We start from the raw sequence: 19,918 nt of genomic DNA, 5'->3' as shown, positions 1-19,918 counted from the left end.
CAGAGAGGCTGTTTCATGAGATCGAAACGATTTGAAGCGCTGGCGAAACGCCCTGTTAACCAGGACGGCTTTGTGAAGGAGTGGATTGAAGAAGGCTTTATCGCAATGGAAAGCCCGAACGATCCCAAACCCTCTATTCGCATTGTCGACGGCGTGGTTACTGAACTGGACGGTAAACCCGCCAGTAAATTTGACCTGATTGACCACTTTATTGCCCGCTACGGTATCAACCTGGATCGCGCTGAAGAAGTGATGGCGATGGACTCTGTCAAGCTCGCCAACATGCTCTGCGATCCTAACGTTAAGCGCAGCGACATTGTGCCGCTCACTACCGCAATGACGCCGGCAAAAATCGTCGAAGTGGTGTCGCACATGAACGTGGTGGAAATGATGATGTCGATGCAGAAAATGCGCGCACGTCGTACCCCATCACAGCAGGCACACGTCACTAACGTTAAAGACAACCCGGTGCAAATTGCCGCCGATGCCGCCGAAGGTGCGTTCCGTGGATTCGACGAACAGGAAACCACCGTCGCGGTCGCTCGTTATGCCCCCTTCAATGCCATCGCACTGTTGGTCGGTTCGCAGGTTGGTCGCCCTGGCGTATTAACCCAATGCTCACTGGAAGAAGCAACCGAACTGAAACTGGGGATGCTCGGCCACACCTGCTATGCGGAAACCATCTCCGTTTATGGTACTGAGCCTGTGTTTACCGACGGCGATGATACTCCGTGGTCAAAAGGTTTCCTGGCATCTTCCTATGCCTCGCGTGGCCTGAAAATGCGCTTCACCTCCGGCTCTGGCTCAGAAGTTCAGATGGGTTATGCCGAAGGTAAATCCATGCTGTATCTGGAAGCACGCTGCATTTACATCACCAAAGCCGCCGGTGTTCAGGGTCTGCAAAACGGCTCGGTAAGCTGTGTGGGTGTGCCTTCTGCCGTGCCGTCAGGTATTCGCGCCATTCTTGCCGAAAACCTGATTTGTGCCGCCCTGGATCTGGAGTGCGCATCCAGTAATGACCAGACATTTACCCACTCGGATATGCGCCGTACCGCCCGCCTGCTAATGCAGTTCTTACCGGGTACGGACTTTATCTCCTCCGGTTATTCCGCTGTGCCGAACTACGACAACATGTTCGCAGGCTCCAACGAAGATGCGGAAGACTTTGACGATTACAACGTTATCCAGCGTGACCTGAAAGTTGACGGCGGTTTACGTCCGGTGCGTGAAGAAGATGTCATCGCCATTCGCAACAAAGCGGCTCGTGCTTTGCAGGCCGTCTTCGCAGGAATGGGATTACCCCCTATCACTGATGAAGAAGTGGAAGCGGCAACCTACGCCCACGGCTCAAAAGATATGCCAGAGCGCAATATCGTCGAAGACATCAAATTTGCCCAGGAGATCATCAATAAGAACCGTAACGGTCTCGAAGTGGTGAAAGCCCTGGCCCAGGGCGGCTTTAAAGATGTCGCGCAAGACATGCTGAACATTCAAAAAGCCAAACTGACCGGTGACTACCTGCATACCTCAGCCATCATCGTCGGCGACGGGCTGGTGCTCTCAGCGGTAAACGATGTAAACGATTATGCCGGTCCGGCAACAGGTTATCGCCTGCAAGGTGAACGCTGGGAAGAGATCAAAAATATCCCGGGCGCACTCGATCCGAACGAATTGGGCTAAGGGGTGAATGATGGAAATCAACGAAAAATTGCTGCGCCAGATCATCGAAGATGTGCTGGCAGAGATGCAAACCAGCGATAAAAAAGTCTCGTTTAGCGCCCAACCTGGCGGTACCGCAAAACCTGCTGCAACGGCTGAGAGCGGCTTTCTGACGGAAATTGGCGAAGCGAAACCCGGTACCCAACAGGATGAAGTGATCATCGCCGTTGGTCCTGCTTTCGGTCTTTCGCAAACTGTGAATATCGTCGGTTTACCGCACAAGAGCATCCTGCGCGAGGTGATTGCCGGTATTGAAGAAGAAGGCGTGAAAGCACGCGTGATTCGCTGTTTCAAATCGTCTGACGTGGCGTTCGTCGCCGTGGAAGGTAACCGTCTTAGCGGCTCGGGCATCTCTGTGGGTATTCAGTCAAAAGGCACAACGGTCATTCACCAACAAGGGTTACCGCCGCTTTCTAACCTGGAACTTTTCCCGCAGGCACCTTTGCTGACGCTTGAAACCTATCGTCAGATTGGCAAAAACGCCGCGCAATACGCGAAACGCGAATCGCCGCAGCCTGTGCCGACGCTGAACGATCAGATGGCGCGTCCGAAATATCAGGCCAAGTCCGCCATTCTGCATATCAAAGAGACCAAATACGTCGTGACCGGGAAAAACCCGCAAGAGCTGCGCGTTGCGCTTTAAAAGGACAACACCATGAATTCTGACGCAATTGAATCAATGGTTCGTGATGTGCTGAGCCGTATGAATAGCCTGCAGGGGGCAGCCCCGGTAACGGCGCCAACCGCGCCATCAGGCGGCACCACGCACCAGGCCAAAGTTAGCGATTACCCGCTGGCGAATAAACATCCGGAGTGGGTGAAAACTTCCACCAATAAAACCCTGGATGAGTTAACGCTGGAGAGTGTGCTGGACGGGAAAATCACCGCACAGGATATGCGTATCACCCCGGAAACCCTGCGTATCCAGGCGTCTATCGCCAAAGATGCAGGGCGCGACCGGCTGGCTATGAATTTCGAGCGCGCGGCGGAACTGACCGCCGTACCGGATGACCGTATCCTGGAGATTTACAACGCGCTGCGTCCCTACCGTTCAACCAGGCAAGAGTTGCTGGATATCGCAGAAGATCTGGAAAGCCACTACAAGGCAAAAATCTGCGCAGCATTTGTACGTGAAGCGGCAGTGCTTTACGTCGAACGCAAGAAACTTAAAGGCGACGATTAATCACAGGGATGACTTATGCGTTATATAGCTGGCATTGATATAGGTAACTCGTCAACCGAGGTGGCACTGGCCACCATGGATGAGACTGGCGCGCTGAACATTGTGAGCAGTTCGCTTGCGGAAACGACGGGTATTAAAGGCACACTGCGCAATGTATTCGGCATTCAGGAAGCGCTGAACAAAGTTGTCGCCAATGTGGGTATCTCTGTCAGCGATATTTCGCTTATTCGTATTAACGAAGCGACACCGGTGATCGGTGATGTAGCGATGGAAACCATTACGGAAACCATCATTACCGAATCAACAATGATAGGCCATAACCCGAAAACACCCGGCGGTATCGGGTTGGGAGTTGGTATCACTATCACACCGGAAGAGCTTCTGACGCGTCCAGCGGATCAACCTTATATTCTGGTCGTTTCCGCTGCATTCGATTTTTCCGATGTTGCGCGCATGGTTAACGCCTCAACGCAAGTCGGCTATCACATCAACGGCATCATTTTACAGCGCGACGATGGCGTACTGGTCAATAACCGCCTCGAGCGCCCTGTCCCCATCGTTGACGAAGTGCTGTATATCGAGCGCATTCCGATGGGGATGCTCGCCGCTGTTGAGGTGGCGATGCCGGGCAAGGTTATCGAAAGTCTCTCTAACCCTTACGGCATCGCTACTGTCTTTTCCCTGAGCGCCGATGAGACACGCAACATCGTGCCCGTGGCCAGGGCGCTGATTGGAAACCGTTCCGCCGTCGTCGTGAAAACACCGTCCGGTGATGTCAAAGCCCGCTCAATCCCCGCAGGAAATATTGAGTTAGTCGCCAAAGGCAGAACGCTCAAGGTCGACGTTGCCGCCGGGGCCGATGCCATCATGAAAGCGGTGAATGAATGTCCAACACTGGATAACGTCACCGGCGAGGCTGGCACCAATATCGGCGGCATGCTGGAACATGTCCGCCAGACCATGGCTGAGCTCACCAACAAACCCAGCAGCGATGTATTTATTCAGGATCTCCTCGCTGTCGATACCGCTGTACCGGTCAACGTGACCGGGGGGCTGGCGGGTGAGTTCTCGCTCGAACAAGCCGTTGGCATCGCCTCGATGGTCAAGTCAGACCGCCTACAGATGGCCATGATTGCCCGCGAAATTGAGCAAAAGCTACACGTTGATGTGCAGGTGGGCGGTGCAGAAGCAGAAGCCGCTATCTTTGGTGCGCTCACCACGCCGGGCACATCGAGGCCGCTGGCCATTCTTGACCTTGGCGCCGGTTCTACCGACGCCTCCATTATTACGCCGCAGGGGCAAATTACCGCCACCCATCTGGCCGGAGCCGGAGACATGGTGACGATGATCATCGCTCGCGAACTGGGGCTCGAGGATCGCTACCTTGCGGAGGAAATCAAAAAGTACCCGCTGGCGAAAGTCGAAAGCCTTTTTCACCTGCGCCATGAAGACGGCAGCGTGCAGTTTTTCCCGACACCTCTTCCACCTGCGGTGTTTGCCCGCGTGTGTGTTGTGAAACCCGATGGGCTGGTACCGCTGCCGGGAGACATGGTGCTGGAAAAAGTACGCATTATTCGCCGCAGCGCCAAAGAACGCGTGTTTGTCACCAATGCCCTGCGCGCGCTGCGCCAGGTAAGCCCAACCGGAAACATCCGCGATATTCCATTCGTAGTGCTGGTTGGCGGCTCCTCACTCGACTTCGAGATACCGCAACTCGTCACCGATGCCCTTGCCCACTACCGACTGGTGGCCGGACGGGGAAATATCCGGGGCGTTGAAGGTCCACGCAACGCGGTGGCAACGGGTCTGATCCTCTCCTGGCAGAAGGAGTATGCCAATGGACGTTAAGCAGGACAGTCCGGTCATCGTTATCACCGCGCTCACAGAGTGCCAGCCGCAGTGGCAGGAAGTGCTGTGGGGAATTGAAGAGGAAGGTATTCCCTGGCGCTGGCAACAGGCCTCCGGGCTTGATGTCGTCGCCCATGCCTGGCAGGCGGCTAACCAGTCAGCACTGCTGGTTGGCATCGCCTGCGATAACCAGCAACTGGTTATCCATTACCGAAATTTACCCGCATCAGCGCCGCTTTTTACGCTGATGCTTCATGAAGACCTCCAGTCCCGGCGCAAGGCAGGTAATAACGCCGCCAGACTGGTGAAGGGGATACCGTTCCGGTAACCACTTTTATCCATAAACAGGAGAAACGCAGTATGAACAACGCATTGGGACTGGTTGAAACAAAAGGTCTGGTGGGTGCAATCGAAGCCGCCGATGCCATGGTGAAATCCGCCAACGTGCAACTGGTAGGTTACGAAAAAATTGGTTCGGGTCTGGTCACCGTCATGGTGCGCGGTGACGTGGGTGCAGTGAAAGCCGCCGTTGACGCAGGCGCTGCGGCAGCCAGCGCGGTGGGTGAAGTGAAATCTTGTCACGTGATCCCGCGTCCGCACAGCGACGTCGAAGCCATTTTACCGAAATCAGCCTGACTGGCAGATAAAGGAGCACAGCGTGAAGCAATCACTCGGATTACTTGAAGTTAGCGGTCTGGCGCTGGCTATCAGTTGCGCGGATGTTATGGCGAAAGCCGCTTCCATCACGCTGCTGGGTATGGAAAAAACCAATGGCTCTGGCTGGACGGTAATCAAAGTCGCTGGTGATGTGGCCTCTGTTCAGTCGGCCATCATCACTGGCGCCAACTTTGCGCAAACGCGTAACGGGCTGGTGGCACAAAAGGTCATTGCAAGGCCTGCTGAGGGGATTCTGGCCTCTGCGCCAACGCGTACTGCCATCCCTGAAACGCCCCCTGTGTCGATAACAACGACGGAAATACCGGTTCAGAGCATTGAGCACATGCAGGCATCGCGTGAAGAAAAATCCGCCACTTCCGAACCGGCGGCGATTCAACTGGTGACCTGCAATCTTTGCCTTGACCCGGCGTGTCCACGCCAGAAAGGGGAACCACGCTCGCTGTGTATTCATAGCGGTCAGCGAGGGGAATAAACATGGATAAACAGTTAGTCGAAAATGTGGTCACTCAGGTTCTGGATGAGATGCGTGCGCGTCCCATCCCTCTGGGTATATCGAACCGACATATCCATCTTTCACCTGAGGATTTCGAGCGGTTATTCCCCGGTCAGACAGTGACGATTAAAAAAGCGTTGCTGCAACCCGGTTATTTTGCGGCGGAGCAAACTGTCACGCTGGCAGGACCAAAGGGGCAACTGAAAAATGTGCGCCTGCTTGGCCCACTACGCGGCGCCAGCCAGGTCGAGATTTCACGTACGGATGCCCGTACGTTGGGTATCGCCGCCCCGCTGCGCATGTCCGGCAATCTGGCGGGTACACCAGGGATCAGGCTGGTGAGTCCGTATGCGGAAATCGACTTACCCAACGGCGTCATCGTCGCACAACGGCACATTCATATGTCGCCGCTGGACGCCCTGGTTCTGCGCGTTTCCCATGGCGACAACGTCTGCGTTGCAATTGAAGGCACCGGGCGCCGGGTGATTTTTGATGATGTCGCCATCCGCGTGGCGCCGGGTTTGCTTCTCGAAATGCATATCGATACCGATGAAGCGAATGCCTGTGGCGCAGACGAACCTGGCGCTCGCGCTCGCCTGGTACCACGCGCATGAACAGCGAACAGTTAGCGCACATCGTCGGGCTGATCGTTGCCCGCCTGCAGGCCAGGCAGGGCAACACCCTCAGACTCAGTCAGGAAGAGCTGCGTCATGCTTCTGTGATGAAGCTTTTTCTGAACCATGACGCGCTCTGCGTGCAACAAACCGATCTCTGTTTTCTGGGGGCGCTGGCAGACGGCGATCAGGACAACACCGCCGTTGCACACCTGTTTGAAGCCCTGGCATTGGGCATGTCCGTGAGCATTACGTTTAACAGCAGGCTGCTGTCCTGCTTGCCCCTGAAAACACTGGCAAAACTGCCTGTGACCTTCATGGATGAGCAAGGCGTCAAGGTGGTAGTCCATCAGGCAAAAGTATTGAGCTACTGCGATGTCGCTGGTCTCAATGTGTGCTGGCTTGCCATCTCACGTAAAACGGTTATCACGGCACTGGCCCGTGACGCAGTGATTTCGCAACACATACGACTCGTGAAGCAGGAGTAAAGCATGCATCTCGCAAGGGTAACTGGCTCGGTGGTCTCGACACAAAAATCCGCTTCTCTGGTGGGCAAAAAACTGCTGCTGGTCCGGCGGGTTACGGCAGACGGCGAACTTCCCGCCAACCCATTACAGGGTGATGAAGTAGCCGTTGATTCCGTTGGCGCAGGTGTCGGCGAACTGGTTCTGCTCAGCAGTGGCTCCAGTGCGAGACATGTTTTTTCCGGCCCGAACGAAGCCATTGATTTGGCGGTGGTGGGCATTGTCGACACCCTGTCGCGCTAAGGAGGAATAATGGCCATTTATACCCGCACTGGCGACGCTGGCACGACGGCTCTTTTTAGCGGCCAGCGCGTCAGCAAAACCCATCCGCGCGTCGAAGCATACGGCACGCTGGATGAACTCAACTCTCAGTTGAGTCTCTGTGCTTGCGCCGTGCAAGCCTCCGTCAGCAAGCCATTCCTGGAAGCGGTGCAACTGCAGATTTTCTGGTTTAGCTCAGAACTGGCGAGTGAAAGCGAAACACCCTCGCCAAAACAGCGCTATGTCAGTACCGAAGATATTGCTGCGCTGGAGCAAGCAATAGACAACGCGATGTCCCAGGTCGACAACGTCCACAGCTTTGTGCTGCCAGGCCGCTGCGAAGCAGCAGCCCGTTTGCATGTTGCCCGGACACTGGCCCGCAAAGCCGAGCGTCGCCTGGTGGAGTTAAGTGAACAGGTAAACGTCCGTCAGGTGCTGATGCGCTATATCAACCGCCTTTCCGACTGCTTGTATGCGCTGGCCCGCCTTGAAGACCATCTGGCGCACCAGGAAAAAGTCATTCACGAAGTCGCGGCGCGTTATCGCGCTGCGGCACAAGCCATACCGGCGAAAGGCACCTCTATGTCACTTTCATTTCATGACCTTCATCAACTGGCCAAAGCCGCGATGACACGCGCTGGCGAGCTTAACGTGCCGGTGGTGATAAGCGTCGTGGACGCCCATGGCATCGGCGTGCTGACCTGGCGCATGCCAGACGCGCTGCTAGTCAGTAGCGACCTGGCACCGAAAAAAGCCTGGACGGCGGTCGCGATGAGATCGGCCACACACGAACTTTCAGACGCCGTGCAACCAGGACGCGCGCTGTATGGGTTAGAGGCGCACATGGAAGGCAAAGTTGTCACTTTTGGAGGCGGTTTCCCCATCTGGCGTGACGGCAACATTATTGGTGGTCTTGGCATCAGCGGCGGTTCCGTTGAACAAGACATGGACATTGCTCAGACCGCACTTGCGGCGATTAACATGGGAAAAAAATAATGAATACGACCGAACTTGAAACCCTTATTCGCACCATCCTGAGCGAACAACTCACACCGACACAAGAGAAAAAAGAGAGCTGCACCAAAGGGGTATTCGCCACGCCAGCAGAAGCTATCGACGCAGCACACCAGGCCTTCCTGCGCTATCAACAGTGTCCCTTAAAAACCCGCAGCGCCATTATTGGCGGTATTCGCGATGAGCTGGCTCCCTGTCTGGCCGAACTGGCCGAAGAGAGCGCCACAGAAACCGGTATGGGCAACAAAGAAGACAAGTTTCTCAAAAACAAAGCCGCGTTGGAAAACACCCCGGGTATAGAAGATCTCACCACCACCGCGCTGACCGGCGACGGCGGCATGGTGTTATTCGAATATTCCCCGTTTGGCGTTATTGGTTCCGTTGCGCCGAGCACGAACCCGACCGAAACCATTATTAACAACAGTATCAGCATGCTGGCGGCAGGCAATACCATCTATTTCAGCCCGCATCCGGGTGCGAAAAAGGTTTCGCTCAAGCTGATCCGCATGATTGAAGATATTGCATTTCGTCATACGGGTATTCGCAACCTGGTAGTAACCGTTGCCGAACCTACATTCGAAGCCACCCAGCAGATGATGGCGCATCCCAAAATCGCCCTGCTGGCGATTACCGGTGGCCCAGGCATTGTGCTGATGGGCCTAAAAAGTGGCAAGAAAGTGATCGGCGCAGGTGCCGGAAACCCACCCTGTATCGTCGACGAAACTGCCGATCTGGTGAAAGCAGCGGAAGACATCATCAACGGCGCATCCTTCGATTACAACCTGCCCTGCATTGCAGAAAAGAGTCTGATTGTTGTCGACTGTGTTGCCGACCGCCTGATGCAACAGATGCAGGCATTTGGCGCGCTGCGCATTACCGGTGCGGATATCGATAAATTGCGTGCCGTCTGTATCCAGGATGGGGTGGCCAATAAAAAACTGGTCGGTAAAAGCCCTTCACACATTCTGCAAGCGGCCGGTCTGGGTGTGCCGCCTAAAGCGCCTCGCCTGTTGATCGCCGAAGTTCAAGGCAACGATCCGTTGGTTACCGCAGAGCAATTAATGCCCGTACTGCCTGTCGTTCGGGTTAACGACTTTGATGCCGCCCTCGCCCTTGCCCTCGTTGTTGAGGAGGGTTTGCACCACACGGCGGTGATGCATTCACAAAATGTCTCCCGCCTGAACCTGGCCGCGCGCAGCCTGCAGACCTCTATTTTTGTGAAAAATGGACCGTCTTATGCGGGGATTGGCGTGGGCGGTGAAGGCTTTACCACATTCACAATAGCCACACCTACCGGCGAAGGCACGACATCAGCAAAAACCTTTGCACGTTCGCGTCGTTGCGTACTGACCAACGGTTTCTCCATTCGCTAATTGAGGCCGATATGAAGAGATTTTCGCTACAAACGCGACTCTACAGCGGAGCGGGAAGCCTTGAGGTGCTTAAACGCTTTCGTAACAAGCACATATGGGTTGTCTGCGACGGTTTTCTTGCCAGCTCGCCGCTTATAGAACTGCTGCGCAAGGCAATCCCGGCAGATAACCGCATCAGCGTCTTTAGCGACATTACACCTGATCCGACCATCGCCACGGTTGTGGAAGGCATTACACAGATGCATTCACTCCAGCCGCAGGTGGTTATTGGTTTCGGTGGCGGCTCCGCGCTGGATGCGGCGAAAGCGATCGTCTGGTTCAGCAAACAACAGGGCGTCAATATCGAAACCTGTGTCGCGATTCCGACCACCAGCGGCACTGGCTCAGAGGTGACCAGCGCCTGCGTGATAAGCGATCCCGAAAAAGGCATCAAATATCCGCTGTTCGATAATGCGCTCTATCCCGATATCGCGATCCTGGACCCGACGCTTGTCGTTAGCGTCCCGCCTGCTATTACGGCGAATACCGGCATGGATGTGCTGACCCACGCCCTTGAAGCCTATGTGTCGCCTCGGGCCAGCGATTTTACTGATGCGCTGGCAGAGAAAGCAGCACAGTTAGTGTTCCAGTACCTGCCAACGGCGGTACGTAAAGGCGACTGCCTGGCGACGCGTGGCAAAATGCACAACGCTGCGACCCTCGCTGGGATGGCGTTCAGCCAGGCGGGGTTAGGTATTAATCACGCCATTGCCCATCAGTTGGGCGGGCAATTTCACCTGCCGCATGGGTTAGCTAATGCACTGCTGCTGGGGGCGGTCATTCGCTTTAATGCCAGTGATAAACGTGCGGCGAAGCGTTATGCCCGGCTGGCTAAAGCCTGCCATTTTTGCCCGACAGGCGCGAATGAGTTGGTCGCCATTCATTCACTGATTCGCCAGATTGAGCAGCTTCGTCAGCAGTGTGAGATGCCGACGCTCTCGGTCGCGCTAAAAGCAGACAAAGATAAATTCCGTGAGCGGATCCCCGCCATGGTTCAGGCTGCACTGGCGGATGTCACGCTGAAAACCACGCCTCGCCCTGCCGATGGCAATGACATTCGACATATTCTGGAGGAATTGCTGTGAGTGAAGCGGCCCTTCTCCCGTCCCCCTGGGGCGAATTGACTCAGGCAACGGCAGAGACCATTCGCCAGCGCGTACGCGAAGCAGGCGTCGTTGGCGCTGGCGGCGCCGGGTTTCCAACCCATGTAAAACTGCAGGCACAGGTCGAGATTTTTCTGGTTAATGCCGCCGAATGCGAACCGATGTTGAAAGTCGATCAGCAGTTGATGGCGCAACAGGCGGCACGACTGGTACGTGGCGTGCTTTATGGCATGACGGCAACGGGTGCGACAGAGGGCATTATTGCGCTCAAAGAAAAATATCGCGCCGCTATTGCCGCACTTACCCCACTTCTACCTGCGCAGATTCGTCTGCATATTCTACCTGACGTCTACCCCGCCGGAGACGAAGTTATCACTATCTGGATGGCGACAGGGCGTCGTGTGCCGCCTGCCGCGCTGCCGGTCAGCGTGGGGGTTGTCGTCAATAACGTGCAGACCGTTCTCAATATTGCACGCGCGGTGGAACAGCAATATCCCGTGACCCGCAGAACACTGACGGTAAACGGCGCGGTACGTCATCCCCTGACCGTAACGGTCCCGCTGGGTATGTCGTTACGGAAAGTGCTGGAAATGGCGGGTGGCGCCACGGTAGACGACCCCGGTTTTATTAACGGTGGCCCGATGATGGGCGGCCTGCTGCCATCACTGGATGTGCCGGTGACAAAAACCACGGGTGGCCTGCTGGTACTTCCGAAATCACACTCGCTAATTCAGCGCCGTCTGCAGGATGACCGCACCGTGCTGACCATCGCCCGTACCGTCTGCGAGCAGTGTCGGTTATGCACAGATCTCTGCCCCCGGCATTTAATTGGCCACGAACTCTCGCCTCACCTTCTGGTGCGGGCCGTCAATTATCAGGACGTCGCTACGCCGCAAACGCTGCTCAGTGCCCTGACCTGTTCTGAATGCAACGTCTGTGAAAGCGTCGCCTGCCCGGTAGGCATCTCACCGATGCGGGTAAACCGTCTCCTTAAAGTTCAATTACGCGCCAGCGGCGCACGCTATGAGGGGCCGCTTCGCGAGGCTGATGAGATGGCGCGCTATCGCCTGATCCCTGTCAAGCGCCTGGTGGCCAGGCTTGGCCTGCGCGACTGGTATCAGGATGCGCCGCTGGAAGAGCACGCCATTACCCCTTCACAGGTCGAATTGCCGCTGCGCCAGCATATTGGTGCGCCAGCGATTCCTTGCGTAAAAGAAGGCGACGTCGTCATCCGGGGGCAGCGCATTGCCAATATCCCCGAAGGTGCGCTGGGTGTTCCCCTTCATGCCAGTATCGATGGCGTTATTGCGTCGGTCACAGATAAAACCATTACGGTTGTACGAGGATAAGCATGTCACAGGCTATTGGAATACTTGAATTAACCAGCATCGCCAAAGGCATGGAACTGGGTGATACCATGCTCAAAAGCGCCAATGTGACGCTTCTGGTCAGTAAGACGCTTTGCCCCGGTAAATTTTTGGTCATGGTGGGAGGCGATGTCGGCGCAGTCCAGCAGGCTATTGCCACGGGCGACAGCCAGGCCGGGGAGATGCTGGTCGACAGCCTGGTCCTTCCCAATATTCATGCCAGCGTGCTGCCTGCGATTAGCGGTCTCAATGCCGTTGAGCAACGTCAGGCAGTGGGTATCGTTGAAACCTGGAGTGTAGCCGCCTGCGTGAGCGCGGCCGACCGTGCAGTGAAGGCGTCGAATGTCACCCTGGTACGCGTTCATATGGCGTTCGGCATTGGTGGCAAATGCTACATGGTCGTGACCGGTGATATTTCGGATGTGGAAAATGCCGTCGCCGTTGCCAGTGAAAGTGCTGGCGAAAAAGGTCTGCTGGTGTACCGCTCGGTGATCCCGCGTCCCCATGAAGCCATGTGGCGACAGATTGTGGAGGGCTAATGGAGACACAACGCAGTACTGAACGCATGATTCAGGAGTATGTGCCCGGTAAACAGGTCACCCTGGCCCATTTGATCGCCAATCCAGGCAAAGATCTCTACAAAAAGCTGGGCTTAAGCGAGACGGCTTCTGCCATTGGCATTCTGACGATTACCCCCAGCGAAGCCTCAATCATCGCCTGCGATATCGCGACCAAATCCGGGGCGGTAGAGATCGGTTTTATCGATCGTTTCACAGGTGCCGTGGTCCTCACGGGGGATGTTTCCTCAGTGGAGTATGCACTACGTCAGGTGACGCGTTCACTCGGCGAAATGCTGCACTTTACGACCTGCCAGGTCACAAGGACCTGATGCAATGAAACGAATGATGTTAATTGGCCCAAGCCAGTGCGGTAAGACATCGCTAACACAACGCTTGCGCGGTGAGGCAATGCGCTATCAAAAAACGCAGGCCATTGTCTGGTCACCTGAGGCCATCGATACGCCGGGGGAGTACCTCGAAAATCGATGTCTCTACAGCGCCTTACTCACCAGTGCCTGCGAAGCCGATGTGGTGGCGCTGGTACTGAATGCCGACGCCGAATGGTGCCCATTTTCACCCGGATTTACCTTGCCGATGAATCGCCAGACGATTGGCATCATCACCAAAGCCGACCTTGTCGCAGAACACAAGATCACGCAAATCGGCGAGTGGTTACGGCAGTCAGGTGCAGCGCACCTTTTTATCACCAGCGCGCAAACCGGTCAGGGTGTCGCTGAGGTCATCGCTTTTCTTCAACCCCAGGAGCACGCATGTCCCGAACAATAATGGCAATCAACGCCGGTAGTTCTTCGCTTAAATTTCAGCTTCTTATTATGCCTGCAGGCACGCTTCTCTGTCAGGGTCTGATCGAACGTATCGGGCTTTCCGATGCCATTTTCACCCTCAAGCAGGGGGAACAAAAATGGCAGGAGACACGTGCCATTGCCGACCACAAAGAGGCGGCGGAATTACTGCTGGAAAAATTGCTTTCACATAACATTATCTCCTCCTTATCGGCAATAGACGGCGTGGGGCATCGTGTCGCACACGGTGGAGAAACTTTTAAAGACTCGGCGTTGATTACCCATGACGCACTGGCAGAAATCGAACGCCTTGCGGAACTGGCACCATTACACAATCCGGTCAACGCAGCGGGCATTCGCATTTTTCGCCAGGCGCTGCCACATGCCCCGGCGGTTGCCGTGTTTGATACTTCATTTCATCAGACGCTGGAACAAAGCGCTTTCATCTACCCTCTGCCCTGGCGCTATTACGCGGAACTTGGGATTCGCCGTTACGGGTTCCATGGCACCAGCCATAAATTTGTCAGCCAGCAATTAGCCGAAAAACTGGGCGTTCCATTAAGCGCATTGCGGGTTATCTCCTGCCATTTAGGCAATGGCAGCAGCCTGTGTGCTATTAAAGGTGGGCTCTCCGTCAACACCTCTATGGGGTTCACACCGCAGTCGGGGGTAATGATGGGTACCCGCAGCGGGGATATCGACCCCTCTATTTTGCCCTGGGTTGCGTTAAAAGAAGACAAGTCGCCGCAACAGCTTAACGCTCTGCTAAATAACGAATCGGGGCTGCTCGGGGTCTCTGGCGTATCGAACGATTTTCGCGATGTCGAACAAGCATCGAATGCTGGCAACACGCGCGCAACACTGGCGCTCACTCTTTTTGCCGAACGTATTCGCGCCACTATCGGCAGCTATGTAATGCAATTGGGTGGGCTGGATGTTCTGTTATTTACTGGCGGGATTGGTGAAAACTCCGCGCGAGCCAGAGCGGCCATCTGTCGCAACCTGCATTTCCTGGGGCTGGACATTGATGCTGGGAAAAACGACCGCAATGCCACGTTTATCCAGACTGACCATTCTGTGGTGAAAGTCGCCGTGATCAATACCAATGAAGAACTGATGATTGCCCGTGACGTAATGCGCATCGGGCTGCCGGAATATGCGGAGGTAGAAGCATGACAGGTAAAGTCTGGCTGGTGGGCGCAGGCCCGGGCGACCCGGGTCTGCTGACCGTAAAAGGATTAAACTGCCTGCGTGAAGCCGAGGCCGTTGTTTTCGACAGGCTGGTAAATCCGCTCCTGTTACAGGAAGCCCCGGCGGGTTGTGAGTTGCATGATGTGGGCAAAGAGGCGAATCGCCACCCTATCCCGCAGCCACAAATCAACCAAATCCTGATTGATTGCGCCAGCAGAGGCCTCAGGGTTGTGCGCTTAAAAGGCGGTGATCCCTTTGTTTTTGGTCGCGGAAGCGAAGAGATGCAAGCACTACGGGAGTGTGGTATCGAGTGCGAGGTGGTACCAGGTATCACCTCCGCGATTGGCGGGCTTGCAGCAGCGGGTATCCCGGTCACGCACCGCGATTTTGCCTCCAGTTTTCATGTTGTGACCGGCCATTTACAGGACGGTAAAGAACCCCAGGACTGGGGTAAACTTGCGGTCCTGCCGGGGACGCTGGTGATCCTGATGGGGATGTCGCAGATACAGATCATCTGTGCCGCTTTGATGAGTGCAGGTAAACCAGCCGATACACCTGCAGCCGTGGTGATGCGTGCTAGCACACCGGAACAGAAAGTTCTCTGCGCACCGCTGTCTGCGCTGGCACAAGAGAGCGAAGCCGCCGGGTTTCACGCCCCCGCGCTGATCGTGATTGGCGGCGTGGTGTCGTTACGCGAAATTCTGGCCTTCAGCGGATCGGCATGACACTATCCTGACGTTACGCACCACAATGAGAGGTTGAACTTGGCGCTGGCACAGTGTCCCGCATCCTGCGGCGAAATCATTCAGGGATGGATCCTGGGCAGTGAAAAGCTGGTTTCCTGCCCGGTCAACTGGTATAGCGAGGTTGAAGTCACAGCCGGTACGCCTGTGCCTGCTGAACGCCCCCTGGTACGAGCGATGGTAAAACAGGTGCTGGCGCACTGGCAGCTACCTGCTGCATTAAGTGATGAAATCCGCATTGACTGCCGCTCAACCATTCCCGTCGCCAAAGGGATGGCGAGTAGTACCGCGGACATCGCAGCCACAGCGGTTGCCACATCACGTCATCTTGGGTTTACGCTTGATGACGTCACCCTCTCTCAGCTTTGCGTCGCGCTGGAACCCACCGACAGCACCGTTTTTCGCTCGTTGACGTTATTTGATCACAACAGCGCACAAACACGGATCTCCTGTGAGCGTGTTCCCACCCTTGATGTCTTATTACTGGAAAGCCCGTTAACGCTTCGCACAGAAGATTATCATCGCCTGCCCCGACGGGCCGCGCTGATGGCCAACGCCGATGCTCTCGACAGTGCCTGGCGTAAAGTGCAGCGCGCCTGCCTGACAAACGATCCGGCACTACTGGGCGAGGCGGCATCGCAAAGTGCCATGGCAAGCCAGACGCTGCTACCTAAACCGGGTTTTAATTCACTGATGAGGATAGTGGAACAGTGCGATTTGTACGGGCTGAATGTCGCCCATAGTGGTAGTGTTGTGGGCTTATTTCTGGACAGACAACGTCATGATCTGGCGAAAGTGCGCGCGTTACTGAGTAAACCTGCATTGCAACAGCACTGGCCGCAACAACATCTGTTGTGCATGGTGGAAGGCGGGGTAAGAGAACGGTGAGAGAGGCCCTCTCACCGTAAGAGTGATTACTCTTCTTTTGGCTCAACGGGTTTCTGCTCACCCATTGTTTTCAGTTTCTTGGAGATCTCACGGCGTTCTTTGGAAATCTCGGCGTTTTTGATGATGTAATCATCAACGCGGTCTTCGTAATCGCTTTTCATGCTGGCGATAATGCCCTGGATAGCTTCAACGCTCATACCCGGCTTGATATAGTCGCTCAGGTTGTCCAGCAGCAGTACACGTTTCTGGTTATCACGGATCTTTTTCTCAACATCCTGGATTTCGCGCTGCAGTTTATTCTTACGGCGGAACAGACGAACAAACTCCAGAACGTCCTGGAATGAAGGCTTACTTGTTTCCATTTTGATACCCCTGCTAATGTGAGATTCGGATTCGTTAAAGCAACCGCCTAAGACCTTACTTTTAGCCGTTGCTGATGACAATGATTTTATCCTTTTCTCTATCATAACCCCAAATTGGGCTGAATCGAAACAGCCTGACTGTTTTTCCGAATTGTGTGAAGCTTATTTGCGCAGCGCCCGACACATTAAATGTGACATCAACTCCAGTTGCCGCGCCAGTTCCATGCTCAGCCACACATAGCCGTGAATCGAATTCTCCGCCAATGCATCGCCCTGATGATCGCGGAGCAGGTCGCGCAATTCCGTCACAATGTCAGTAAGTTTTTCCGTATTGGCCAGAATCGGTTGCGGATTTCCTTCATAGAGCGCATGGGCGATGGTCAACAGCGTCTGCTGCGTCATTTGCTGCGTTTCACGCAACGTACTGGCATTGAGCATAACGAAGTGGCTGGCGCGGGAAGCCCAGTGCGCGTTCATTTGCAGTTCCAGCACACACACCATATTGCGGCTTACGGTTTGAATCGCTTCAAAAATGGCCTTCTGGATATGCGTCTCTTTACTGGCGGGTGTAATCAGGCCGCGCATTTTCACCACATCATTGAGTATTTTTTGCAGATGCCTTTCCAGCCGCGGGCGCTCAACGAGGTTACGCGAAAAACCGGCCTGATAGACCCGGTTAAAGGCGGTAACGTAGTTCGCCATTTGGATACGCCAGTGCAGGAAGGCTCGCTGTGGCCAGATACCGGTGAAGAGCATTGCCAGTAACGAGCCAAAAATGACGTCGCCACTTCGCCACAACGCCGTATTCATATCCCCGGCCGGCGCGCCAACCACCACCGACAGCGTGATACCGATAAGCAATGCCTGATAGGGCTTTTTACCCAGCGCCAGCCAGCCACAGAGGAACATGGCTCCCGCACACCACATCACCATCAGCGGAAGGGAGATCAGCTCAAGCTTAAGTGCGACAAGCCCCAACGCAGAGCCACAGATTGTGCCACCAATGCGCTCAAATGCTCTGGGAACCACATTTCCCCAGAACGAAATCGGCCCCATGATCACCACCAGGGTGATGAGTGGCCAGGTACCCTCGGGTACATTGAGCAGACGAACCAACAAAAAGGTCAGGATAAAAGCCAGCGCAATACGTACGCCGTGAACCACGCGATAATGTCGGTAAAGACGGATCTCAAAAGGACTGAGTGATTTGTCGGGACGCACACCCGCTCTCCAGTCAAAAAACAACGAAGGCGCAATTGTAGCGATCTTTCTGCGGCAAAGGTCACTGTTTAGAACAAAAAAAGGGGTCACTGCTTAAAATCCGCGTGTACAGATTGAACAGTGAACCCTTTAAACGTTTACGATCAGAGCAATTTTGGTTCTACGGGAATGTACATATCGATTTCCCAGTAGCCATCCTCCTGCGCTGAATTCAGATAGACTTCAAAACAGGGGCGTAAAGCAATCTGATACTGCTCGTCTGCCATCAATTCATCAAAAAAAGCATCCCACGCTTGTTCAAACTCTTCGTTATAGACGCGAGCACGTGCCACTGCGTTCAGGCCTGCCGGAATCTCAGTACGCATCACCCCTTCACTGTTTTCAGGAATGACGAAATCAGCCGGAACCGAAACAACCACATCAGCACGCAACTTTTCCGCGGGAACTTCATCGGGATTGTCATAGTAAACCGTGATCCATTCCTGAGTCTGAATTTGTTTACCGTTAACCCACATCGCTAACTGCTCGAACCCTTTCTTGACGGTGACATCCCAGGGGCCAACCAGATGAAACCCGGCGATAGTGCGCTTATCAACCTGTCTTACGGTGTATGCCATGTTACCCTCCTTTCACTGTGTATTTGTACAGTATAGTGAAATCATCGAAACCGGGCACTCACAACAGTTCAATTATGTGAGCAGACTCGCGTCACAGCCAGTCCGCATCATCATCAGGCTTTGTGGTGCAGATAGTCGCTCAACCGCGAGAACAAGCCACCTTTACCGACATTGTCAAGCGTTACCAGCGGCAAGTGCGCCACCACTTTGTCACGGTCGTAAAGCTGGATTTCGCCCACGCGCTGATGAGCGGCAAGCGGGGCTTCGAGATCTTTAGCGTCTATAACATAGCGTGCTTTGATATTCGGGAGTTCCGCTTTCGGTAGCGCCAGCCAAAGGTCCTGGTCGGTACCGACCGTCATCTGTTCCTTATCGCCATACCAGATACGCTCGCTGCCGACTTTTTTATCTTTTTGCAGAATCTGCACGGTATCAAAATTTTGCTGGCCCCAGTGCAGCAACTTCCGCGCCTGGTCTTCACGACCTTTCGGGCTTTCCGCCCCCATCACAACCGCAATCAGGCGACGCTGCCCATCAACGCTTGATGCTATCAGGTTAAAACCAGCGCCCGAGGTATGCCCGGTTTTCAGGCCATCAACATTCAATGATGAATCCCACAGTAGCCCATTACGGTTCTGCTGGGTGATACCGTTCCAGGTCAGGCTTTTCTCACTGTACATATGATAAAAATCCGGCTCACCGCTGATAATGGCGCGGGAAAGCACCGCCAGATCATATGCCGAACTGTGCTGGCCGGGCGCATCCAGGCCATGTACCGTTTCAAAATGGGTATCACGCAAATTTAGCTTTTGCACATAGTCGTTCATCATGCTGACAAACTGCGGCTGGCTTCCCGCTACATAATCGGCCAGCGCGACGCAGGCATCGTTGCCGGAATCGACAATCAGCCCGCGGCTCAGGTCGCGCACCGTTACGCGATCCCCGGCTTTCAGGAACATTAATGAAGAGCCGTCAAAGACCGGATTTCCTCGCGCCCAGGCATCTTTACCTACCGTCACCACATCGCTGGCGCTGATACGGTGGCTGTCGATGGCGCGATCCACAACATAGCCAGTCATCAGCTTGGTCAGGCTGGCTGGATTACGCTGCTGATGTTCATTGCCTGCAGTGAGGATCTGCCCGGTGGTGTAATCCATTAAGACCCATGAGCCCGCCTGAATTTCCGGCGGTTGGGGAGAAATCGGCATATCATCTGCCAACGCGCAATGGATTGTCGCGGACAAAAGGGAGAAGGCAAAAAACAAACGGCATTTCAAAGAAATATCCTCATTTACGTGAAATTAGCCGTTCTTTTTA

General features: G+C 54.8%; 24 protein-coding genes. 20 read left to right on the top strand and 4 right to left on the bottom strand.

Annotated features, from left to right (window positions below):
• The first annotated feature begins 15 nt into the window (after window positions 1-15).
• Genes pduC through ABU190_RS02920 form a run of 20 tightly spaced genes read left to right on the top strand, consistent with a single transcriptional unit; the run spans window position 16 to window position 16,401 of the window.
• The gene (gene pduC, locus ABU190_RS03015; RefSeq protein WP_041851906.1) at window positions 16-1,680 is read left to right on the top strand and encodes a propanediol dehydratase large subunit PduC; all 1,665 of its coding nucleotides are present in this window, start codon (window positions 16-18) and stop codon (window positions 1,678-1,680) included.
• A gap of 10 nt (window positions 1,681-1,690) precedes the next feature.
• Window positions 1,691-2,362, top strand: coding sequence for a propanediol/glycerol family dehydratase medium subunit (locus ABU190_RS03010; RefSeq protein WP_354690420.1), 672 nt, complete (start codon window positions 1,691-1,693; stop codon window positions 2,360-2,362).
• Between the two features lie 12 nt (window positions 2,363-2,374).
• Window positions 2,375-2,902: a propanediol dehydratase small subunit PduE gene (gene pduE / locus ABU190_RS03005; RefSeq protein WP_108701002.1), complete on the top strand. Its 528-nt coding sequence runs from the start codon at window positions 2,375-2,377 to the stop codon at window positions 2,900-2,902.
• 15 nt (window positions 2,903-2,917) lie between these two features.
• Entirely contained in the window at window positions 2,918-4,750 is a 1,833-nt protein-coding gene (locus tag ABU190_RS03000; protein WP_296430541.1) for a diol dehydratase reactivase subunit alpha, read from the top strand.
• Window positions 4,740-5,078, top strand: a complete 339-nt coding sequence (locus ABU190_RS02995; protein ID WP_354690346.1) for a glycerol dehydratase reactivase beta/small subunit family protein — start codon at window positions 4,740-4,742, stop codon at window positions 5,076-5,078. The genes ABU190_RS03000 and ABU190_RS02995 overlap by 11 nt, the downstream gene beginning before the upstream one ends.
• 32 nt (window positions 5,079-5,110) lie before the next feature.
• Window positions 5,111-5,386: a propanediol utilization microcompartment protein PduJ gene (pduJ, locus tag ABU190_RS02990; RefSeq protein ID WP_041851911.1), complete on the top strand. Its 276-nt coding sequence runs from the start codon at window positions 5,111-5,113 to the stop codon at window positions 5,384-5,386.
• Between the two features lie 22 nt (window positions 5,387-5,408).
• The gene (locus tag ABU190_RS02985) at window positions 5,409-5,900 is read left to right on the top strand and encodes a BMC domain-containing protein (protein ID WP_354690345.1); all 492 of its coding nucleotides are present in this window, start codon (window positions 5,409-5,411) and stop codon (window positions 5,898-5,900) included.
• Between the two features lie 2 nt (window positions 5,901-5,902).
• Entirely contained in the window at window positions 5,903-6,535 is a 633-nt protein-coding gene (locus ABU190_RS02980; RefSeq protein WP_354690344.1) for a phosphate propanoyltransferase, read from the top strand.
• Window positions 6,532-7,023 carry a PduM family microcompartment protein gene (pduM, locus tag ABU190_RS02975; protein WP_354690343.1) on the top strand — a complete coding sequence of 164 codons (492 nt, stop codon included), beginning with the start codon at window positions 6,532-6,534 and terminating at the stop codon, window positions 7,021-7,023. Before ABU190_RS02980 ends, pduM begins: the two co-directional genes overlap by 4 nt.
• Before the next feature lie 3 nt (window positions 7,024-7,026).
• Window positions 7,027-7,302 carry a EutN/CcmL family microcompartment protein gene (locus tag ABU190_RS02970; RefSeq protein WP_041851915.1) on the top strand — a complete coding sequence of 92 codons (276 nt, stop codon included), beginning with the start codon at window positions 7,027-7,029 and terminating at the stop codon, window positions 7,300-7,302.
• 9 nt (window positions 7,303-7,311) lie between these two features.
• The gene (gene pduO, locus ABU190_RS02965) at window positions 7,312-8,316 is read left to right on the top strand and encodes a two-domain cob(I)yrinic acid a,c-diamide adenosyltransferase PduO (protein ID WP_354690342.1); all 1,005 of its coding nucleotides are present in this window, start codon (window positions 7,312-7,314) and stop codon (window positions 8,314-8,316) included.
• Window positions 8,316-9,707, top strand: coding sequence for a CoA-acylating propionaldehyde dehydrogenase PduP (gene pduP, locus ABU190_RS02960; RefSeq protein WP_354690341.1), 1,392 nt, complete (start codon window positions 8,316-8,318; stop codon window positions 9,705-9,707). The genes pduO and pduP overlap by 1 nt, the downstream gene beginning before the upstream one ends.
• A gap of 11 nt (window positions 9,708-9,718) precedes the next feature.
• Window positions 9,719-10,831 (top strand): 1-propanol dehydrogenase PduQ, encoded by a 1,113-nt coding sequence (locus ABU190_RS02955; protein WP_041851918.1) that lies wholly within the window; start codon window positions 9,719-9,721, stop codon window positions 10,829-10,831.
• A gap of 35 nt (window positions 10,832-10,866) precedes the next feature.
• Window positions 10,867-12,198: a 4Fe-4S dicluster domain-containing protein gene (locus tag ABU190_RS02950; protein WP_354690419.1), complete on the top strand. Its 1,332-nt coding sequence runs from the start codon at window positions 10,867-10,869 to the stop codon at window positions 12,196-12,198.
• A 2-nt stretch (window positions 12,199-12,200) separates the two neighbouring features.
• A complete protein-coding gene (pduT, locus tag ABU190_RS02945; RefSeq protein ID WP_354690340.1) occupies window positions 12,201-12,755 on the top strand; it encodes a propanediol utilization microcompartment protein PduT in 555 nt (184 codons plus the stop codon).
• Window positions 12,755-13,105 (top strand): propanediol utilization microcompartment protein PduU, encoded by a 351-nt coding sequence (gene pduU / locus ABU190_RS02940; protein ID WP_041851920.1) that lies wholly within the window; start codon window positions 12,755-12,757, stop codon window positions 13,103-13,105. The genes pduT and pduU overlap by 1 nt, the downstream gene beginning before the upstream one ends.
• Before the next feature lie 4 nt (window positions 13,106-13,109).
• Window positions 13,110-13,562 carry a propanediol utilization protein PduV gene (pduV, locus tag ABU190_RS02935; RefSeq protein ID WP_354690339.1) on the top strand — a complete coding sequence of 151 codons (453 nt, stop codon included), beginning with the start codon at window positions 13,110-13,112 and terminating at the stop codon, window positions 13,560-13,562.
• Window positions 13,547-14,755, top strand: coding sequence for an acetate/propionate family kinase (locus ABU190_RS02930; RefSeq protein WP_354690338.1), 1,209 nt, complete (start codon window positions 13,547-13,549; stop codon window positions 14,753-14,755). The genes pduV and ABU190_RS02930 overlap by 16 nt, the downstream gene beginning before the upstream one ends.
• Window positions 14,752-15,495 carry a uroporphyrinogen-III C-methyltransferase gene (gene cobA / locus ABU190_RS02925; RefSeq protein WP_354690337.1) on the top strand — a complete coding sequence of 248 codons (744 nt, stop codon included), beginning with the start codon at window positions 14,752-14,754 and terminating at the stop codon, window positions 15,493-15,495. The genes ABU190_RS02930 and cobA overlap by 4 nt, the downstream gene beginning before the upstream one ends.
• A 39-nt stretch (window positions 15,496-15,534) precedes the next feature.
• Window positions 15,535-16,401 carry an L-threonine kinase gene (locus ABU190_RS02920; RefSeq protein ID WP_354690336.1) on the top strand — a complete coding sequence of 289 codons (867 nt, stop codon included), beginning with the start codon at window positions 15,535-15,537 and terminating at the stop codon, window positions 16,399-16,401.
• A 26-nt stretch (window positions 16,402-16,427) separates the two neighbouring features.
• On the opposite strand, the gene ABU190_RS02915 is transcribed toward ABU190_RS02920, so the two are convergent.
• The 4 genes from ABU190_RS02915 to dacD form a co-directional block, all read right to left on the bottom strand.
• Window positions 16,428-16,763 carry a DUF496 family protein gene (locus ABU190_RS02915; protein ID WP_041851925.1) on the bottom strand — a complete coding sequence of 112 codons (336 nt, stop codon included), beginning with the start codon at window positions 16,761-16,763 and terminating at the stop codon, window positions 16,428-16,430.
• Window positions 16,764-16,925: 162 nt separating this feature from the next.
• Window positions 16,926-17,984: an FUSC family protein gene (locus ABU190_RS02910; protein WP_041851926.1), complete on the bottom strand. Its 1,059-nt coding sequence runs from the start codon at window positions 17,982-17,984 to the stop codon at window positions 16,926-16,928.
• Window positions 17,985-18,127: 143 nt separating this feature from the next.
• A complete protein-coding gene (gene sbmC / locus ABU190_RS02905) occupies window positions 18,128-18,601 on the bottom strand; it encodes a DNA gyrase inhibitor SbmC (protein ID WP_354690335.1) in 474 nt (157 codons plus the stop codon).
• Between the two features lie 113 nt (window positions 18,602-18,714).
• A complete protein-coding gene (dacD, locus tag ABU190_RS02900) occupies window positions 18,715-19,878 on the bottom strand; it encodes a serine-type D-Ala-D-Ala carboxypeptidase DacD (protein WP_354690334.1) in 1,164 nt (387 codons plus the stop codon).
• Between the last annotated feature and the right edge of the window lie 40 nt (window positions 19,879-19,918).

The sequence above is a fragment of the Phytobacter sp. RSE-02 genome, assembly GCF_040578655.1.
Taxonomy (GTDB): Bacteria; Pseudomonadota; Gammaproteobacteria; order Enterobacterales; family Enterobacteriaceae; genus Phytobacter; species Phytobacter diazotrophicus.
The sequence above is the reverse complement of the archived record's forward strand: the minus strand, read 5'-3'. Positions and strand labels throughout refer to the sequence as shown.

Excerpts from the sequence above, each read along its gene's own strand:
- pduC (WP_041851906.1), top strand. The coding sequence starts at position 16 with ATGAGATCGAAACGATTTGAAGCGCTGGCGAAACGCCCTGTTAACCAG.
- ABU190_RS03010 (WP_354690420.1), top strand. The coding sequence starts at position 1,691 with ATGGAAATCAACGAAAAATTGCTGCGCCAGATCATCGAAGATGTGCTG.
- pduE (WP_108701002.1), top strand. The coding sequence starts at position 2,375 with ATGAATTCTGACGCAATTGAATCAATGGTTCGTGATGTGCTGAGCCGT.
- ABU190_RS03000 (WP_296430541.1), top strand. The coding sequence starts at position 2,918 with ATGCGTTATATAGCTGGCATTGATATAGGTAACTCGTCAACCGAGGTG.
- ABU190_RS02995 (WP_354690346.1), top strand. The coding sequence starts at position 4,740 with ATGGACGTTAAGCAGGACAGTCCGGTCATCGTTATCACCGCGCTCACA.
- pduJ (WP_041851911.1), top strand. The coding sequence starts at position 5,111 with ATGAACAACGCATTGGGACTGGTTGAAACAAAAGGTCTGGTGGGTGCA.
- ABU190_RS02980 (WP_354690344.1), top strand. The coding sequence starts at position 5,903 with ATGGATAAACAGTTAGTCGAAAATGTGGTCACTCAGGTTCTGGATGAG.
- pduM (WP_354690343.1), top strand. The coding sequence starts at position 6,532 with ATGAACAGCGAACAGTTAGCGCACATCGTCGGGCTGATCGTTGCCCGC.
- ABU190_RS02970 (WP_041851915.1), top strand. The coding sequence starts at position 7,027 with ATGCATCTCGCAAGGGTAACTGGCTCGGTGGTCTCGACACAAAAATCC.
- pduO (WP_354690342.1), top strand. The coding sequence starts at position 7,312 with ATGGCCATTTATACCCGCACTGGCGACGCTGGCACGACGGCTCTTTTT.
- pduP (WP_354690341.1), top strand. The coding sequence starts at position 8,316 with ATGAATACGACCGAACTTGAAACCCTTATTCGCACCATCCTGAGCGAA.
- ABU190_RS02955 (WP_041851918.1), top strand. The coding sequence starts at position 9,719 with ATGAAGAGATTTTCGCTACAAACGCGACTCTACAGCGGAGCGGGAAGC.
- pduT (WP_354690340.1), top strand. The coding sequence starts at position 12,201 with ATGTCACAGGCTATTGGAATACTTGAATTAACCAGCATCGCCAAAGGC.
- pduU (WP_041851920.1), top strand. The coding sequence starts at position 12,755 with ATGGAGACACAACGCAGTACTGAACGCATGATTCAGGAGTATGTGCCC.
- pduV (WP_354690339.1), top strand. The coding sequence starts at position 13,110 with ATGAAACGAATGATGTTAATTGGCCCAAGCCAGTGCGGTAAGACATCG.
- ABU190_RS02930 (WP_354690338.1), top strand. The coding sequence starts at position 13,547 with ATGTCCCGAACAATAATGGCAATCAACGCCGGTAGTTCTTCGCTTAAA.
- cobA (WP_354690337.1), top strand. The coding sequence starts at position 14,752 with ATGACAGGTAAAGTCTGGCTGGTGGGCGCAGGCCCGGGCGACCCGGGT.
- ABU190_RS02915 (WP_041851925.1), bottom strand. The coding sequence starts at position 16,763 with ATGGAAACAAGTAAGCCTTCATTCCAGGACGTTCTGGAGTTTGTTCGT.
- sbmC (WP_354690335.1), bottom strand. The coding sequence starts at position 18,601 with ATGGCATACACCGTAAGACAGGTTGATAAGCGCACTATCGCCGGGTTT.